Genomic DNA, 17,695 nt, shown 5'->3' with positions numbered 1-17,695 from the left:
CCCTTATGAAGCAAGTTTTCGCTGAATTTTACTGATACTATAACCGCCTATTCACTAGTACTTGGCAGGCTGGTTCGACTTCGGTGTTGACTTCTTGATAAAGTCACGAATGTCGTCATTTGATTTTTGAAGGTCTTCCTTGCGCAAATACATCATGTGACCACTGCGGTAGCCTTTCCAGCTCATGCGGTTTTTGAGTTTTCCAGCAGGGTCCATTTGCCACATGTTGTATTGGGCATTGAAATAGTCGCAAGCGCCATCATAGTAACCCGACTGTACCAATAAGTGCAAGTAAGGGTTCTGGGCCATGGCCTGACGGAGGTTTTCGCCCGTTTGGTCGTTAGAGCGATCCCAAGGGTTGACAGGGCCAAACATGTAGTATTTGAGGTCGGTTTTGTAATTGAGCTCGTTACGAAGGTACATGTTGATGGCAGGCGTAAACGAGTGCAACCACGACGTCAACTCTGCGTTAAAATCGGGGCGGTCGCCAGCGTCTTTGCGGTCGATGCCTTTGTAGCGAGAATCCAAACGCCCTACTGTGTAGCCTTCGTCACGCAAAAGCTCTTTCCAGAAGTATTGAAGCGGCATGTTGAGGTTATTTTGGAGAACTTCTTTCTCCGAAACTCCCGTATAACGAGCGAGTTTAGCCGCGATGGCTTTGCGTTTGGCATCATCCAAAAAGCCGCCCATGCTCACGGCTGGGAGAAGCTCGTTGATGGTGAAATTCTCAACTTCGGGTAAGAAATCGGTCAAGTCTTTTTTCTGTAAATCCGCAGGAAGTTTTTTGTGGTACCAAGCGGTAGCAGCACAGTAAGGTACTTTCAACGCTGCCTCAGAAGCTTCACCACGCTCGATACCAAGCGTAGTCGGCGATACCAAGATTACGCCGTTGATGTACATCCATTGGTTGCTTTGCAGCTCAAGTGCCAAGCCCGAAACGCGCGTCGTGCCGTAACTTTCGCCGATGAGGTATTTCGGCGAATCCCAACGATTGTTGCGAGTCACAAACGTACGAATCCACTCAGCCAAATATTTGATGTCGGCATTTACGCCAAAAAACTTCGATGTAGGAACATCTTTGCTAACAGGGCGTGAATAACCTGTATTAACGGGGTCAATGAACACAATATCGGCTACGTCTAAAATCGAATAGGGGTTTTTCTTGTAGCCATACGGTTGTAGTGGATAGCCCTCGTCGTCGATGTTGAGCAGGACTGGGCCTGTGTAGGCCATGTGCATCCATACCGATGCTGTTCCAGGGCCTCCGTTGAACGAGATAATCAACGGGCGAGTGCCGCGGTCTTTTACATCGCTGCGTTCGTAGTACATGTAAAACAAGCCAGCGATGGCTTTGCCCCCTTCGTCAAAAACGGGCATGGTGCCAGTGGTGGCTTTGTAAGGTACGCGCTGCCCTTTTACTGTTACTTCGCTTTCGGTAACAACAAAAGAATCAGGGTTAAATGGAATGCTCTCACCCGATTTGTCGTCTTTTGAGGGAGCCGTAGAGGTAGAGGCTTGGCGCTCGCCACCGCCTGCGGGGCGCTGTTGGGCATGGGTGAGGTAGCTTCCTACGAGCAAGGCCGCTGCCAAGAGTAATGGTTTTTTCATTTAGGTTTAGTTTGATTGAAAGTTATAATTGACCAGACACGCAATGTGAACGCTTATGCAAGAAAGCATTCTAGGCTACAAATGTAAAATTGTATAGCTTTAAAAGCCTAAAATGTCGCTATATTACCTTATTGATGAGACTACTTTTGGGATGAAAGCCGTAATTTTGGGACTTCACTAAGTAATCGTAATCCACCATGCAATTGTACGATGTATTGATAGTAGGCGCGGGGCCTTGTGGGCTGGCGGCTGGGATAGAGGCTGCGAAGGCAGGATTGAGCCATTTGATTCTTGAAAAGGGGAGCATCACGGAGTCGATTCGACGCTATCCCAAACGAATGCGTTTTTTCTCCACCGCCGAAAATATTGAGATTGGAGGCATCCCGTTTCCCATTTCGGACGTCAAAGCCAACCGCAGTGAGGCGTTGCAGTATTATCGGAAAGTGGCGGGGTATTATCACCTCAACTTTAAATTGTTTACGGAAGTAGCTCAGGTTGTAAAACAAGACGACGAAGTCTTTGAAATTCAGACGGTAGGAGGAGAAAATTACTATGCCAAAAAGGTCATTATCTCGACGGGTTATTTTGACTTTCCCCGCTTTTTGGGGATAAATGGGGAAAAACTTCCGCACGTTTCTCCTTATTATGACGAACCGTTTCAGTACTCATTTTCCAAAGTTGTGATTGTGGGAGGAGCAAACTCTGCCGTGGAGGCTGCGCTGGAAATGTACCGCCACGACGTGGATGTTACTGTCGTTCACCGAGGTGCAGATTTCCGTCAGACGGTGAAATATTGGCTCATTCCCGACGTCAAAAATCGGGTCAAAGAAGGGAAAATAAAAACGCGTTTTAATAGCCTCACCAAAGCCATAGAGCCGAAGCGGGTGTTGATAGAAAATACCCAAACGGGTGAGGAAGAATGGCTTGAGGCTGATTTTGTGTTGATGCTCATTGGGTATATACCAGATGGAGCATTGCTTCAGCGGTGTGGGGTGGAGTTGCGCCAACCAAGCATGGTGCCAGTATTTGACCCAGAAACCTTTGAAACCAACGTCTCTGGGTTATACTTGTGTGGCACCGTGGTGGCAGGTATTCATACAGAAAAAGTCTTTATCGAGAATGGGCGCGACCATGCAGCCGCTATCATTGACCATATTGCGGGTCGTAAGGTACGTAAGGTCAAAGAATTGATTGATCGGATTTAACGAACTACCGTCGGTTTATTTTACCATAAAACTGGAGTTGGTATTTTTTGGGAGTCATTTGAAAGTACTTCTGAAACATTTTGTTGAACTTAATTGCAGAGGATGCACTGTAGCCAATCATCGCTGCTATTTCGTTTGCTTTATACCCTTTTTTCAAGAGCGAAGCAGCTTGCTCCATTCGCTTTGTTGTGTAAAGTTGATAAAATGGCTGTCCATATACTTTTTTAAACAGACTTTTAAACAAGGCAGGTTTAATGCCATGATTTTCAGTGATTTCTTTTTCTGAAGGAGGAACTTTGCTGAAATCTCCTTGAAGGTATTCATCATGGATTTTTTTTATAATTTCAAGGTAATTGTCATTAGAAGTCGAAGCACCATCAGTGGCTGTTTTTGGAGAAGAATATCCATTGTATTTCACTTCAAAGGCAATCTGTTGGCGAACCAATTCCAAACAACATTCTTGAAAGTCTTTTGCATTTAAGACAATCATGATTTTAGTATTTTCCTTTTGAGAAGATGCCGATTTTTCTAACCCGCTTCCTTCTTTGGAAGTGCTTGGTTGTAGGGCGATGTTCATAATGATATTTTGGCTAGAATGAGTAATCGATACTATGCGAAAACAGTCAAAAATTGCCCCAATGTTTAGTAAAATCAATCTTTTGGTAGCCAACAGGCCACTAAATGCAATCAACTATTCAAAAACTATTATATCGTGGTAAAAGTAGTGTCTTTTATTACCATGGAATTAATAGTTTTGTCGTTTAAATAAATTGTAAAATTTTGATTTACTGATAGTTATTTGTAAAATTATTTAAAATAGACTTGACATTAATATGCTTTAAGTTGTAAGATGGCTTGCGCTGTAGCCGTGGGGTTGTCGTCGGTAGGGTGGAGGTGATGAGAAATAGTGCGTTGAGAAAGCTCGTAGAGGTAGGCTTTGTCGTAGTAGTTGAGCGAAATATCGGCTACCGTAGCATAGTCGTGGCGTTGGAGGGCCTCAATGGCCGCTTTGTAGTGTTGGCCGCCAAGGCGTTTTTTGATGCGCTCGGTAGCCGCTTGCAGTAACGTGTGGTCGTAGCAAGCGTATTCGCGGACGAGGCGTTGAATGCGAAGGTCTTTAGGAAGGTCAACAAAAACAAACTCCGTCGGTTGCTGCATTTGTTGCCAAAAAGCCAGTGGAATAAAACAGCCCCCAATGTGCCGACTTTCGCTTTCTAGCCACACCCGTTGGTGTGGGTTAAGCAAACGCCATTGTTGGTGTAATAGGTTTTCAAATTGCTCCGACGAAGGCTGTGGCGCTTGGCCAATTGCGCCGTAGGCCGAGCCTTTATGGTGGGCGATGGCCTCCAAATCAATGACTTGTTCGCCCATTTCGGCCAGTGCACGTAGAATATCGGTTTTGCCGCTCCCTGTTGGGCCACCCAAAATGGACATGTTTTGCGGATGCTGAAACGACTCCAAAACGTGGTTGCGGTAGGCTTTGTAGCCACCTTCGAGGGTTGATACGCGGAAGCCCGCAGTTCGTAATAACCACGCAAAGCTTCCACTGCGCATTCCTCCGCGCCAGCAGTGAACCAGCACTTCCCGTTGAGGAGCGACTAAGTCGGCTTTTTTGACGAATAAAGCGAGTTTAGGCCCGACCATTTCTAACCCTAATCGTACGGCAGCATCGCGTCCTTGTTGTTTGTAACAAGTGCCTACTTTGACCCGTTCATCGTTGCTAAAAAGCGGGATATTGATGGCGCCAGGAATGTGAGCGTGGCTATATTCGCCTGGCGACCGCACGTCGATGATGGGCAAGCGCTGCGAGGCTTGCAAAAAATCAGCGGGAGAGAGTGCCGTCGCCATGAAATTTTCCTATTAGTTTTTTCTTAGTCCTTTTGCTACAAGCCGCTCACGTAGTTGATTGACCATGTAAATAGATGCTTCGATTTCGTCTTTACGGATGGCCACACTTTCGATGTTAAAGCCAAAAGGAATGGCGTGCTCGGCACAAAACTCAATAAGTTCATCCGCAATTTGTAAGCAAAGATTCACCGACGTTTCGAGGATGTTTTCAGATTCCAGCAAGGTTTCTTTGACTGAATCAGGCACGTGAATACCCAACCATTCCATGAAGTGGAGTGTTTTTTTTGACCCACAGGCGGTAATGGTAAATACAAACGTAGGAAGGGGCAATTGTTGCGCTTGACAGGTGTTGACGACGGCCGTAAGCATTTGTTTGGCATAGGCTACGTTGAACACACACTGGGAGACAAAATAACTAACCCCGCTGGCTACTTTGTCAAGGATGCGTTGGTCTTCGTCGTTGAGAACGGCATGTCGTTCGGGAATGGTTACAGCCCCAATGATAGAATTTTGTTCAAATTCCCGCCAAACGGCGTAGGCGTCGGGTAGGCTGGTGACGGGCGTAAAATCAGGCGAGGGAACGCCCACAAACACAGGATAAAAGCCTTGTTGGGTCAAATCGCTCACCCACTGACGAAGTTCGTCTTGGGTAAACTTTCCTGCGGGGCGATAAATAATTTTGGGGATTTCCAGAGGTGCCAAATGCTGACGGGCAAAATCAAAGGGATCGACGGCGGTGATAAATGGAAACGGCCGTTCTTCCGAAGTGCGACTCGATTCATCTTGGACGTCATACACAATGAGGGCGTCGATGTCTAGCCCTTGCAAACGGGCCAGTGTTTTTTCGGCAATCTCACTTACTTTTTCAGGAGCGGTTTGTGATTTGGGAGGAGTGATTCCGTAGAGCAATAAACCCGACTCTTTTGATTTGATTTTCGTTAAAAACATGCTGCAATTCGTAAATGGAGTTGCAAATGTAGGAAATAGGGGGAAAATACCGAATACATTGTGGGTCGGGCTGTGAGCAGCCCGACCCACGGAAACTTATTTCTGTCCTTTCAATATTTTTTCGTAGCGAGGCATGTCTTTAAACAAATCAAGCGCTGCCTTTACTTCGGCATCTGTACGGAATACGTATTCGCGCTCCCCTTTTTGGAGGTAATAGTGCGACACAATCTCCCGCTCTAGCAAATGCTTAATGTCTTTTTTGAACATAGCCAAATCACTCTCTTTGCTATGGCCTAGCTTGGTTTTAAGCGCTTTGAGTTGTTCTTGGATAACATCAAAATACTTTTCTTTTTTGGCCGATGCCTCAAGCGTGCCGAGGTCTTTCTCTACCTGCGTCACGTAGTCGTATTCTTTGTCTTTTAACCAAGTCGAAAATGCTTGATAATCGGCATCGGTCAGTTCAAATTCCTTGGCAGTTTTGATGGTCGGGTGTGCAGCGCGGTAGTGCAAGGCATAATCAAACAACAAGCCTTTGGCGTTTAGACTTGTCACAATTGTCGGCAATGCGGGCAGTTCGGTAGCTACATCAGGTTCTACCCCACCACCGTCATATACCACGCGGCCATTGCGGGTTTTGAAGGCCACTTTGAGCGAGTCAGGTACTTTTGCTACGCTTCCGTCGGGGTTGCGGTGGCTATAATCAATGGCCTGAATACAGCGCCCGCTCGGGATGTAGTACTTCGCAACGGTTACTTTCAATTTGGTATTGTACGACAAATCGCGGGTTGTCTGGACAAGCCCCTTGCCGTAGGTTCTTTGCCCCACCAACACACCACGGTCGTAATCTTGCATTACTCCCGAGACAATTTCAGAAGCGGAGGCACTGCGGCCATTGACTAGTACCACCAACGGAATGTCGGTGTCCACAGGGGCCATTGGAGCCGTATAAGTTTTGTTCCACTCCGTTACTTTTCCACGGTTTGATACCACTTCGGCATCTTTGGGAATGAATAAGTTACAAATCAATACAGCTTGGTCAAGCAATCCACCTGGGTTTTCGCGAAGGTCAAGCACCAATTTTTTCATGCCTTTTCCTTTGAGCTCCACCAGGGCATTTTTTACCTCGCGGGCAGCCGTTTGATTAAAATCTTTGAGGTCGATGTAACCTACTTCGTTTTCGAGCATTCCGTAATAAGGAACATTGCCTGTTTTGACAAATTCACGCGTTACATTGACTTCAATCAGGTCTTTGGTACCCACGCGGCGCACGGCGAGCTTCACCGACGAGTTGGCCTGCCCTTTCATGAGTTTGTCGGGGTTGGCGTCCTTGCGGGTTGTGATGTCTATTCCGTCGATTTTGACAATTTCATCTCCTACGTGAAGGTTTGCTTTGGCGGCGGGAGAATCTTCCAGAATAGAATAAATGATTTGTTTGCCTTTGTTGGGAGTGATTATTGCCCCGATGCCCGTGTATTGGCCCGTGGTCATGGTGCGATAATCTTCAATTTCGTCTTCGGCGTAGAAGTTGGTGTAAGGGTCGAGGTTTTTAAGCATAGATTCTATGCTCATTTTAGTCAACCGATTGGGGTTGATTTCGTCCACATAATAGCGATTAAGTTCCTTAAACAGCGTGGCATAAATGTCTAAGTTACGGGCGATTTCAAAAAAGCGTTCGTCATTGCGGAAGGCAAAAAAACCTACGGACACAACGCACACAGCGGCAAGAATGAGTTTACGGAAATGTTTCATGGTGGTCCTTTTTATCAAAAACGCGTAAAGTGTCACGAAGTTATGAGATTTCCCCAAAAAAACGAGCGATGCCTCGAAAGACATCGCTCGCCATGGTTGGGAAAGGTTTTTAGACCTTATTTTCCTCCTTCAAACATTTGGAAGAATTGGTCAAGTTTTGGAAGAATAACGATTTCAGTACGACGGTTTACGCTGCGGTTTTTGCTGCTGTCGTTCGCTACTTTTGGTACATATTCTCCACGGCCACCTGCGGTCATACGCTCAGGTGCTACGCTGTATTTTTTCTGAAGTGTACGTACTACTGATGTGGCACGCTTAGCACTCAAATCCCAGTTGTCTTCCAACACCGATGCGCTGTTGTATGGTACGCTGTCTGTGTGGCCTTCTACCAAGATGTCGAAATCTTTGCGATCGTTTACTACTTTAGCAATTTTGCTCAACACAGTTTCAGCTTGTGGCGTGATTTCGTAGCTGCCGTATTTGAACAACATTTTGTCTGAAAGCGAGATATACACCACGCCTTTTTTCACTTCGATGTTTACGTCTTCGTCGTTCACATTGTCAAGTGAGCGTTTGAGGCTCATCACCAACGCCAAGTTAAGTGAATCCTTGCGACGCAAGTTTGAGTTCAAATCTTGGATGTAAGAGCTCTGACGGTTCAAGGCATCCAATGATTTTTTGATGCTTTCTGCTCCATCTTTACTTACAATAGACAAGTCAGACAAACGATCAAGAAGGTTGGTGTTTGTACGTTTCAAGTACGCCAATTCATCTTCCAATGCTTTGAGTTTAGCACGTTCGTTGGTAACATCGCCATCTTTCAACTTGATTTGGCTTTTCAAATCGCTGATGTCATTGTTCAATTTTGAGGTCAACGCGTCGCAATCAGCCTTGTTTTTGTCCAACAATGCTTGGAGTTCAGCTTTTTCTTTGTTGAGTTGGGCCAGTTGTTTCTTGTTGCAAGATGCAAAGAGGAGAACAGACAATGAAAATAAAACAATTTTTCTCATTTCTTATGAGGTTAAAAGTGGATTATATAGTTAGGTATTTGCTACAAACTTAAAGCGTTTGCTTCAACTTTTCGCTATATAAACTCAATTCTTTGCATTTTTTACCACTGTAAGGGCAATTTTTTTTCAAAAAAAACGATTTGGAACCCTTTTGAACCGTTTTGGAGTAGTAATGTACGAAAGCCTCCTACATGTCTAGGTGGGCTATGTGGGGCGCTTACCATAGAAATGAAAAACAGCAAGTGGCGTAGGGGAAGTCGTGGCCAAATGACTAGATTTACGAAAAAATTCCTATTTTTACGGCCGTTTTCAACCCCCAAATCCAGAATTTTACACATACAATGAGACAAATACTTTTCCGTGAAGCTTTACGTGAAGCCTTGAGCGAAGAAATGCGTCGTGACTCACGCGTGTTTTTGATGGGTGAAGAAGTAGCCGAATACAATGGAGCTTATAAAGTAAGTCAAGGAATGCTTGACGAATTTGGGCCCGAACGCGTTATAGACACACCTATTGCAGAATTGGGTTTTGCTGGTATCGGGGTAGGTGCTGGAATGAACGGTTTGCGACCTATCATCGAGTTTATGACATTCAACTTCTCGTTGGTAGCCATCGACCAAGTGATCAACTCTGCTGCTAAAATCCTTTCGATGTCAGGTGGACAATACAGCTGTCCTATCGTATTCCGTGGGCCTACTGGGAACGCGGGTCAGTTGGGCGCACAGCACTCTCAAAACTTTGAAAACTGGTATGCCAACACCCCAGGCTTGAAAGTGGTTGTGCCGTCAAACCCTTATGATGCAAAAGGATTGTTGAAGGCATCTATTCGCGATAATGACCCCGTTATTTTCATGGAGTCAGAATTGATGTATGGCGATAAAGGCGAAGTGCCAGAAGAAGAATACATCATTCCACTTGGGAAAGCGGAAGTGAAAAAGGCAGGTACTGACGTAACCATTGTTTCCTTTGGTAAAATGATTCCGCGCGTTGTGAATCCTGCCATTGAAGAATTGGCCAAGATGGGTATCAACGCCGAATTGATTGATTTGCGTACGGTACGCCCTATCGACTATGCAACGGTGATTGAATCTGTCAAGAAAACCAACCGCTGCGTGGTGGTAGAAGAGGCATGGCCATTGTCGTCGATTGCTACGGAACTTACTTACATGATCCAGCGCAAAGCGTTTGATTATTTGGATGCTCCTGTGGTACGTGTGAATAGCATGGATGTGTCGCTTCCGTATGCGCCAACCTTGATTGAAGCCGCTTTGCCAAACGTAAAACGTACGATTGATGCCGTGAAAACGGTGATGTATCGTAACTAATAAACAGTGCATACTGTAGATAAAAACAAAAAAGCCCCCGACGGGGCTTTTTTGTTTGGCACGATTTTTTGATGGTATCCTATCATAAAACCATTATTTTTGGAGTTATTCATCCAAACGTCTTTTTTAACGATGAAACAGCTAGTTTTAACCTTCTTTTTGGCCGCTGTGGTAAGCACAGGGCTTTATGCGCAGACTTCAGACGCAAAGGCAGATTCTGTCTTTTTAAAGTATTATACAGCCACGGGTGGCAAAGCATTGTGGGATTCGGTTCAAACTTATACCCTCAAACAAGCCTACCGCGCAGGAACGGCCAACGATTTTGATTTGGACATCAAAGCCTCCCTACCCTCGCAGGCAATGGTAAAGGTGCGTACCATTTTAAAACGCGATTTTATCTATGGCATCAAAGCAACCGATGGTTGGCTCAAAATTCCTATTGGTAGCCGTGACAAGGTAACGCAGTACCAAACCAGCAACTTGAGCGATAAAGAACGTGAGATTATGCGTCGCGAACTCACAGATATACTTATCCCTTTTGATGATTATATCACCAAAGGTTACATTGCTACCGTCGTTGGAACGGAGCAAATCAACGGTGCCACTGCCACGCAAGTAGAGTTAGAAGGAAAAGGAGTAAAATACAACCTTTATTTTGATGCAAAAACGGGCTTGTTACTTCGCGAAAAGTTGACCCTAGCAACGGGTGAAATTCAAACCCGTGACCATACCAAATACGAAAAATCAAAGTACGGCCTTTCGTATCCTTCAGAAACGACGTATGTAAGTAGCATTGATAAAAAACCGATGAAGGTAACAACGGTGACGGACTTCAACGTGAAGTTTGCCGAAGATCCGTTTGTGAAATAGAAATTTAATTAAGCGGGTATTGAGTGAAAAAAGTAGGTAGAGGCATATTGTTTGTTGTATTGGGGCTACTGCTAGTGGTCGGTTCGGGGGTGGTTTGGCTACAAACTACTTCGGGCCAAGACTGGCTGACCCAACAAGCAGTGTCGTACCTTCGTAAAAAGCTTAATACAAAAGTGGACATAGCCCAAGCCCGCTTTTCATTGCCCGACTGGATTGAACTACGTGGGGTGTATGTGGAGGATTTGCGGCGCGATACGCTACTTGCGGGAGGACGCCTATACGTGGACTTAGACGTGTGGGGCTTGCTGCAAAGTCGGGTGGGTATCAACGAAATCCAACTGGAAGATATTCGCCTCAAAGCCTACCGTACACTCCCTGATACTACGTTCAATTTTGCCTTTGTTGCCAAAGCCTTTGCATCGGAAGATACAACGCCCGACACCACAACAGCACCGCTGGATATGCGACTGGATGCGATTCAGCTTCGGAATGTGCGTTTGTCGTATCAAGATGCCGTCATTGGCACCGATGCCGACCTGTCGCTGCCCGACGCACGCGTTCGTTTCTCGGCTTTTAACCCTTCACTGAACCGCTATCATTTGTCAAAAACCGACATCCGTTCGGGAAATATGACGGTGAAAATGTACCAACCCCTTCGTCAAGATACGACGAAGACGGCGGCCTCGGCTCCTGCTTCTGACTCGCTTGATTTGAAGCTGGGAACGTTGCTCTTGGCCGATTATCGGGTGGTATATGAAGACGAAAAACAACAAATAAAAACCGCCGTCACCGTTGGAAAAATAGAGGTCGAAGCTGAAAAATTGTTTTTGACCAAACAGCTGGTTGCCCTCAATAAATTAGGCATTGAAAATACCGACCTTACTTTTCGTTCGGGTGATTTTGTCGTAGAACTCCAGCGTTTCCAAACCCAACTGGACAGCTTTTTGTTTGCCCCCGAGCGCATTTCGGGGCAGTTGAAGTCGGGGAGTTGGGTAGAAAAACGACGCGGAGCGGTGCGCCAACTTCGTGCTGATTTTGTCTATACGCCCCGCGAAGTATCACTACAAAACCTGTTGCTGCAAACCAACGAGACACTTCTTCAAGATCGAGTTGTGCTGCGCTATGCGTCGTTGGATGATTTTTCAAAAAACGTGGGAAAGGTGGGGGTGGACGTGCGTTTGACCAAAAGCCAACTTGGTTTTAAAGATGTCCTTGCTTGGGTACCTTCGCTGCGAAAAACTCCACCATTTGCCAAAAATCCTGCGGCCATCGTCAAATTTAATGGCCTTGTACAAGGCCGAATCGACGATTTAAGCTTAAAAGGAGTTGACATAAGTACGTTAGAAACGACCCATTTACGGGCCGATGGACGAATTAAGGGTTTGCCCGACCCGCAACGAATGGCGTTGGACTTAAACATTGCTGATTTATCGTCTTCGCGGCGAGATTTGCAGCGGATTTTGCCCGATAGCGCCCTGCCTGCTACCATCGAATTGCCCGAAAACCTGCGTTTATCGGGCAAAGTGAAAGGGAGCTTAGACAACTTGCAGTTGGATACCCAATTGGCCTCCGACCGAGGGAATGCAACCTTTGCGGGAAACCTCAAAAATTTTGTAAAAGGCCGTCAACAAAGCTACGACGGAACGCTTGTTTTGCAGGAATTTGATGCAGGAAAATGGCTCAAACAACCGCCTTCGGAGTTGGGAAAACTTTCGCTCAAAGCAACGGTTGTTGGTCAAGGCATTGACCCTAAAACGCTCCAAGCAGACTTGACTGGTGTCGTTGAAAAGGCCGATGTGAAAGGCTATGTTTATCAAAATTTGGCACTAAAAGGGAGTGTGCAGGAGCAAGTCGCTGACCTAACAGCCGCCATTGCTGATTCCAACGCGACCCTGACATTGGTTGCCAAAGCAGATTTGCGGACGGACTATCCCACGTTTTCATCCCAATTAGACATCCTAACACTGCGCCTAAAACCGCTTCATTTGTACGAAGAAGATTTGGAAATCAAAGGGGGAATAAACGCCAACTTTACTTCTACTGACCCCGAAGACCCACGCGGAACTTTCCAAATTACCAACGGGATTTTGGTACAAAAAGGCAAAACCATCCCCCTGCAAACTATTCAAGTCGTGCTCGATAATCAGCAGGGAGAGCGCTTGGCGCGGATAGATGCCCCTTTCTTGAAAGCCAAAGCGACGGGTACGTTTCGCTATGTTCAGTTGGCCGATGTGGTGTTGACTGAAATCAATCGTTATTTTGCCCTTCCCGATGTCTCTTACAAACCCGTGACCAGTCCGTATCGTTTGTCGATGGACGGAAAAATAGCCAATCACCCTGCGATTCAGGTATTTGTTCCAGAACTGACGCGAATGGATACCGTTCGTTTTTTGGTGTATTTGGACAGCCAGCGCGACACTACTTTGTTGGCGCGTATTTCGGCACCGCACGTTGAGTACGATAGCATGGTGGTTAAAAATGCCGATTTTGGCGTGTTAGGAGTCGAAAATCAGGCCAATTACGTGGGGCATGTGGACAACTTTTTGTACGATACTTACCAAATCAAACGGGCAGCTGTAGAAGGTCAGGTGGCTAATAGCTTGGTGGGCTTTAAGGCGTCGTTTAAAGATTCATTATACCAAAAACAACACGAATTGGCAGGCACACTGGCAAGCGTGGGCAATGCGTATCGCTTACAACTTGTACCAAATGGCCTGTTGCTTGACTATAAATCTTGGCAAGCAGCGCCTGCTGGCTACGTTCAGTTTGGCAAAGAAGGACTGTTGGTCAAACAATTTGGTTTGCAACAAGACCGCCAACGACTGCTCATCAACACCACGACCGATACGCCCAATGGCCCCTTGCGGGTTGAAATGGATAGCCTTGATTTGGGCTCACTGACCTCTTTGGTGATGGATTCGTTGCAGGTAAGCGGTAAGTTGGGAGGAAATGTGTTGCTACAAAATTATACAGAGTCTGCCGTCTTTACGGGCGACTTGGGCATTGAAGGGTTTAAATACACCAACATCCCAATCGGAGATTTGAAAATCAAAGCGGCCAACGAATCGGCGTCTAAGATTGTGGCGGAAGCGACCTTAAAAAGCCCCCAAAACGATGTGCGATTGACGGGAAACTACCTGCTGAAAAGTAAAACACCGCTCGATTTGCAGGTGGACATTCGTAAGCTTGGAGCGCAGACGATTGAGGCATTTAGCGCAGGACAGCTTCGTCGCGCTACGGGGGCACTGTCAGGAAAAGCCACCATTCGAGGAGCGACCGATAAGCCGCAGGTAGAAGGGGAGGCGCTGTTTGACAGTGTGGCCTTTAACATAACCAAGCTCGGTGCTACGTACCGCATCCCCAACAGCCGTTTGCAGTTTGCTAATTCTGATATTTTCCTCAAAAAATTTGTGGTCAGAGATACCCTTAACCAACCCTTGCAGGTGGACGGAAAAATCAATTGGGCTAACCTACCGAACGTAGCCTATAACCTGACGATTGAAGGAAAAGACTTTACGGTATTGAACGCCTCACGCAAAGAAAATGACTTCTTCTACGGCAAAGGCATCGTGGACGCCAACTTGCACATCGAAGGCGTAGGTACCAATCCGACGATTGATGGGTCGGTCAAACTCAAACAAGGAAGCGATATTACGGTCATTATGCCTGACGATGATTTGGGCAAGGCAAGTACGGAAGGGATTGTCGAATTTGTGAATAAATCGGACACCACTGCTACCCCAACTACAGGTGCCGAAACGGCCGCGCCCCTGGCTTTTGGGGCAGGGATTTCGCTCAACTTAGAAGCCGACGATCGCTCTCAGTTGACCATTGTGGTGGATGAACTGAACGGAGACAACCTGAAAGTAAAAGGCAATGCGCAGCTCAATGCGGGCATCACACCCGAGGGACAACCGTATATTTTGGGATTGTATGAACTTACCCAAGGGTCGTATAATCTTACGTTTGAAATTTTAAAACGAGATTTTACCATCCAAAAAGGAAGTCGCCTGCTCTGGACGGGCGACCCCATGAAGGCCGACGTGGACATTACGGCGGTGTACCCCGTCGTTGCCGATTTGGCTCCCCTCCAAGGCAAAGCCGCGCAGTTCGGCAAAGTGCCGCTTGAGGTATTGCTCAAAATGCAAGGAAGCCTTAGCAATCCACAAATTAGCTTTGAAGTGCGTCCCGACCCCGCCAAGGTGTCGGCCAACGTGCGTAGCCGCATTGAAGAAGATGGGGTTTTTAACAACATCAAAGACCCCGTTCAGATGAATAAACAGGTGTTTTCTTTGCTGGTTTTGAATAAATTTATGGGAGAACAATCGTCTGATTTCTTCTCGTCGGTCAATCCCGAAGTAATCGCTCGCCAAAGCGTGAGCAAGCTTCTGACTGACCAACTCAACTTGTTGGCTTCGGATTTGATCAAAGGAGTTAAACTCAATTTTGATGTAAACTCGACTGCCGTGGCAACGGGAAGCGGCAGTGCAGGCCAAACCGACTTGAACGTGGGGCTGAGCAAAGCATTTATGAACGAACGTTTGACGGTGAATGTGGGCCGAAACTTTGAGATTGAAAGCGGAAACCGTACCCAAAAATCCACCGAATTGGTCGATAACGTCAACATCAACTATAACCTAACCCGCGACGGGCGCTATGCGGTTCGCGCTTATCGAAAAAATCAGTACCAAACCGTATTAGAAGGATTTATTGTAGAAACAGGCGTGAGTTTTGCCGTTGTTTTGGATTACGAAACCTTCAAAGAAATGTTCAAGAAATAGGTTCTCAAATTAAAGATACATGTCAAGAATCACGGCTGTCTGGCTTTTTATGGTTGGAATCGTGCTGAGTAGCTGCTCGGTATCGAAGCACTTGCCTGCGGGAGAGAGCCTGTACATGGGGGCGGAAGTAAAAGTGGTAGCCGACTCGGCAGTATCAGCCAAAGATGCCAAGGCGGTGAAGGCAATGGTAGAACCCTTGATTCGGCCTGCGCCAAACAGCAGTTTGTTGGGCTTCCCATACAAAGTTTGGTTTTATTATTTTATGGGTGAGCCTACCAAAGAAAAGAGTTTTCGCGGGTGGTTTCGGAAGCGCTTTGGCGAGCCGCCCGTGTTGGCAAGTCGTCGGACGGTTACTGCAAACGGCGAAATCGTAACGAATTACCTCCAAAATGAAGGGTATTTCCGCACCGAAGCCTCGGGTGAGTTGGTTGAAAAAGGGCGCACCGCCAAAGCCCATTATACGGTTGCACTAAAACCACGGTATTTGATTGAAAACGTCGAATTTGTGGATCCCAATACGGGCCGAGGTTTTACCCGAGAATTTCTCAAAAACCGCCAAGCGTCCCTGCTAAAACCAGGACAACCTTACCAGCTTTCGGTCATTGAGGCCGAGCGCCAGCGGATTGAACGAGATTTGAAACGCGTTGGGTTTTATTACTTTCGTCCCGACTACCTCATTGTCAAGGCCGATACCAACCTCAAGCGTAATCGGGTGAATCTGTACGTGGAGCTAAAACCCAACACGACCCAGTTGGCCCTAAAAAGGTATTTTATTAAAAATGTCTATGTCATTTCGGACAATGGCCTGCTGCGTTCTGATACCTTAGCGGGGGCGGTGTATCGGCGTGGTTTTCAAATAGTGGATCCTGCGCGGGCGTACCGTGTTCGGACATTTGCCGATGCCATTGGTTTTCGTCCTAAAGCAATGTATAGCAGCGATATACAAGATGTGTCGTTGTCGCGGTTAATCAACCTCAAAAACTTTAAATTTGTTAAAAACCGCTTTGAATTGCTTCCTCGTTCCGATTCGGCTTTGTTGGATGTGTATTATTATTTGACACCGCTTAAAAAGAAATCGCTGCGGGCAGAATTAAGTGCCGTTACGAAGTCAAACAACCTGACAGGGTCGCAGCTAAACCTGACGTGGATGAACCGAAACCTGTTTCGGGGGGCGGAAATGCTACGCCTAACGGCCAATGCAGGGATAGACGTACAGCTGGGAAGTCAGCGAAATATAAAAGTGCGGGATTACTACCGAACCAGCGTAGAAGGCGAGTTGTCGTTCCCGCGTTTTGTCTTGCCTTTTTACCGAATGAATCCCGCCAAAAATCAAACATTACCCAAAACAACACTGACGGTAGGGTACGAAGAGTTATCTCAAAAAGATTTTTATACCCAAACCTCGGTGAAACTTAACTGGGGCTACATGTGGCGACGAAGCACGCGGATAGAACATTCGTTTACGCCGATTTCGCTCAACATTGTCAAGCCCCGAAACATCAGCGAGGCGTTGGTGGATAGCATTACTTCGCCTACTATTCCTTTGCAAGACTTACTTCGGTATTTTAGTATCCTCGAAAACCGTCTCATTTTGGGGGCGCAGTACAACTTCAGCTTTACCCCTCAGCCTGCTTTTGGTAGTAAAGGAAAGTTTGTGTTGAACGCAGGGGCTGATATTGCGGGCAATGTAGCGGGGCTCATTTCCAAAGGCCGCCAAGAAGTGGGTTTGGTGTTTGGGATTCCGTACGAACAATACGCGCGTTTCGACGCAGATATGCGGTACTACTACGATTTTACCCCTTCCATCCGTTGGGCTAATCGCCTCCTTGGAGGGGTCGGAATCCCTTACGGAAACTCGTTTGCCCTGCCTCAGTTTAAACAATATTTTGCGGGTGGAAGCAACGGCATTAGGGCGTTTCGTGGGCGAGCCGTTGGGCCAGGAAGCTACCAGCCCGACTCGCTGAGCTTGTTTGGCTTTACGTCGTTTGGGGACATTCGACTGGAAGCCAATACCGAACTTCGTTTTAAAGTAAATCAGTACATCGAAACGGCCCTTTTTGCCGATGCGGGCAATATCTGGATGTATCGAAATTTCGATAATTCGTTTTATTTCCCCGAAGACAATGCCGTTTTTACCAATAAATTTTACAAACAAGTAGCCGTAGGAGCGGGGCTTGGTCTGCGCCTGACCTTGCCGTTTTTGTTGCTTCGTTTTGATTTAGCGACACCCCTTCGCAAGCCTTGGCTTCCCGAAACCGACCGCTGGGTCATTCGTCAAATGGATTTTGGAAGCCGTAGCTGGCGAAAAGAAAACTTGGTACTCAACATTGCCGTTGGGTATTCGTTTTAGA

11 protein-coding genes are annotated in these 17,695 nt (G+C 46.6%); 5 read left to right on the top strand and 6 right to left on the bottom strand.

Features of this window, described 5'->3' with window-relative positions; all coding sequences use genetic code 11:
- Positions 1-54: 54 nt before the first annotated feature.
- On the bottom strand, positions 55-1,608 hold the full coding sequence (locus AC23N5_RS05210; protein ID WP_183975414.1) for a S10 family peptidase: 1,554 nt from the start codon (positions 1,606-1,608) through the stop codon (positions 55-57).
- Positions 1,609-1,805: 197 nt separating this feature from the next.
- Here AC23N5_RS05210 and AC23N5_RS05205 point away from each other — a divergent pair, with 197 nt between their 5' ends.
- Positions 1,806-2,813 carry a YpdA family putative bacillithiol disulfide reductase gene (locus tag AC23N5_RS05205; protein ID WP_487754735.1) on the top strand — a complete coding sequence of 336 codons (1,008 nt, stop codon included), beginning with the start codon at positions 1,806-1,808 and terminating at the stop codon, positions 2,811-2,813.
- A 4-nt stretch (positions 2,814-2,817) separates the two neighbouring features.
- On the opposite strand, the gene AC23N5_RS05200 is transcribed toward AC23N5_RS05205, so the two are convergent.
- From AC23N5_RS05200 to AC23N5_RS05180, 5 genes are all read right to left on the bottom strand, one after another.
- Entirely contained in the window at positions 2,818-3,390 is a 573-nt protein-coding gene (locus AC23N5_RS05200; RefSeq protein ID WP_487754734.1) for a helix-turn-helix transcriptional regulator, read from the bottom strand.
- 251 nt (positions 3,391-3,641) lie between these two features.
- Positions 3,642-4,661, bottom strand: coding sequence for a tRNA 2-selenouridine(34) synthase MnmH (mnmH, locus tag AC23N5_RS05195; RefSeq protein WP_183975408.1), 1,020 nt, complete (start codon positions 4,659-4,661; stop codon positions 3,642-3,644).
- Between the two features lie 12 nt (positions 4,662-4,673).
- Positions 4,674-5,609, bottom strand: coding sequence for a methylenetetrahydrofolate reductase (locus AC23N5_RS05190; protein ID WP_487754733.1), 936 nt, complete (start codon positions 5,607-5,609; stop codon positions 4,674-4,676).
- Positions 5,610-5,705: 96 nt separating this feature from the next.
- Positions 5,706-7,358, bottom strand: coding sequence for a S41 family peptidase (locus tag AC23N5_RS05185; RefSeq protein ID WP_183975404.1), 1,653 nt, complete (start codon positions 7,356-7,358; stop codon positions 5,706-5,708).
- Positions 7,359-7,474: 116 nt separating this feature from the next.
- Positions 7,475-8,368: an OmpA family protein gene (locus tag AC23N5_RS05180; RefSeq protein ID WP_183975402.1), complete on the bottom strand. Its 894-nt coding sequence runs from the start codon at positions 8,366-8,368 to the stop codon at positions 7,475-7,477.
- Between the two features lie 320 nt (positions 8,369-8,688).
- On the opposite strand from AC23N5_RS05180, the gene AC23N5_RS05175 reads away from it, so the two are divergent.
- The 4 genes from AC23N5_RS05175 (at position 8,689) to tamL (ending at position 17,694) form a co-directional block, all read left to right on the top strand.
- Positions 8,689-9,693 (top strand): pyruvate dehydrogenase complex E1 component subunit beta, encoded by a 1,005-nt coding sequence (locus AC23N5_RS05175; protein WP_310587004.1) that lies wholly within the window; start codon positions 8,689-8,691, stop codon positions 9,691-9,693.
- Positions 9,694-9,825: 132 nt separating this feature from the next.
- Positions 9,826-10,563, top strand: a complete 738-nt coding sequence (locus AC23N5_RS05170) for a hypothetical protein (RefSeq protein WP_487754732.1) — start codon at positions 9,826-9,828, stop codon at positions 10,561-10,563.
- 23 nt (positions 10,564-10,586) lie between these two features.
- Positions 10,587-15,344, top strand: coding sequence for a translocation/assembly module TamB domain-containing protein (locus AC23N5_RS05165; protein ID WP_487754731.1), 4,758 nt, complete (start codon positions 10,587-10,589; stop codon positions 15,342-15,344).
- Positions 15,345-15,363: 19 nt separating this feature from the next.
- Positions 15,364-17,694: a translocation and assembly module lipoprotein TamL gene (tamL, locus tag AC23N5_RS05160; RefSeq protein WP_487754730.1), complete on the top strand. Its 2,331-nt coding sequence runs from the start codon at positions 15,364-15,366 to the stop codon at positions 17,692-17,694.
- Position 17,695: the final 1 nt, after the last annotated feature.

The organism is Runella sp. R5_40, assembly GCF_057652295.1.
The sequence above is the reverse complement of the archived record's forward strand: the minus strand, read 5'-3'. Positions and strand labels throughout refer to the sequence as shown.

What these genes read in the sequence shown, in the direction of transcription:
- AC23N5_RS05210 (WP_183975414.1), bottom strand. Translation starts at nt 1,608, where the DNA reads ATGAAAAAACCATTACTCTTGGCAGCGGCCTTGCTCGTAGGAAGCTAC.
- AC23N5_RS05205 (WP_487754735.1), top strand. Translation starts at nt 1,806, where the DNA reads ATGCAATTGTACGATGTATTGATAGTAGGCGCGGGGCCTTGTGGGCTG.
- AC23N5_RS05200 (WP_487754734.1), bottom strand. Translation starts at nt 3,390, where the DNA reads ATGAACATCGCCCTACAACCAAGCACTTCCAAAGAAGGAAGCGGGTTA.
- mnmH (WP_183975408.1), bottom strand. Translation starts at nt 4,661, where the DNA reads ATGGCGACGGCACTCTCTCCCGCTGATTTTTTGCAAGCCTCGCAGCGC.
- AC23N5_RS05190 (WP_487754733.1), bottom strand. Translation starts at nt 5,609, where the DNA reads ATGTTTTTAACGAAAATCAAATCAAAAGAGTCGGGTTTATTGCTCTAC.
- AC23N5_RS05185 (WP_183975404.1), bottom strand. Translation starts at nt 7,358, where the DNA reads ATGAAACATTTCCGTAAACTCATTCTTGCCGCTGTGTGCGTTGTGTCC.
- AC23N5_RS05180 (WP_183975402.1), bottom strand. Translation starts at nt 8,368, where the DNA reads ATGAGAAAAATTGTTTTATTTTCATTGTCTGTTCTCCTCTTTGCATCT.
- AC23N5_RS05170 (WP_487754732.1), top strand. Translation starts at nt 9,826, where the DNA reads ATGAAACAGCTAGTTTTAACCTTCTTTTTGGCCGCTGTGGTAAGCACA.
- tamL (WP_487754730.1), top strand. Translation starts at nt 15,364, where the DNA reads ATGTCAAGAATCACGGCTGTCTGGCTTTTTATGGTTGGAATCGTGCTG.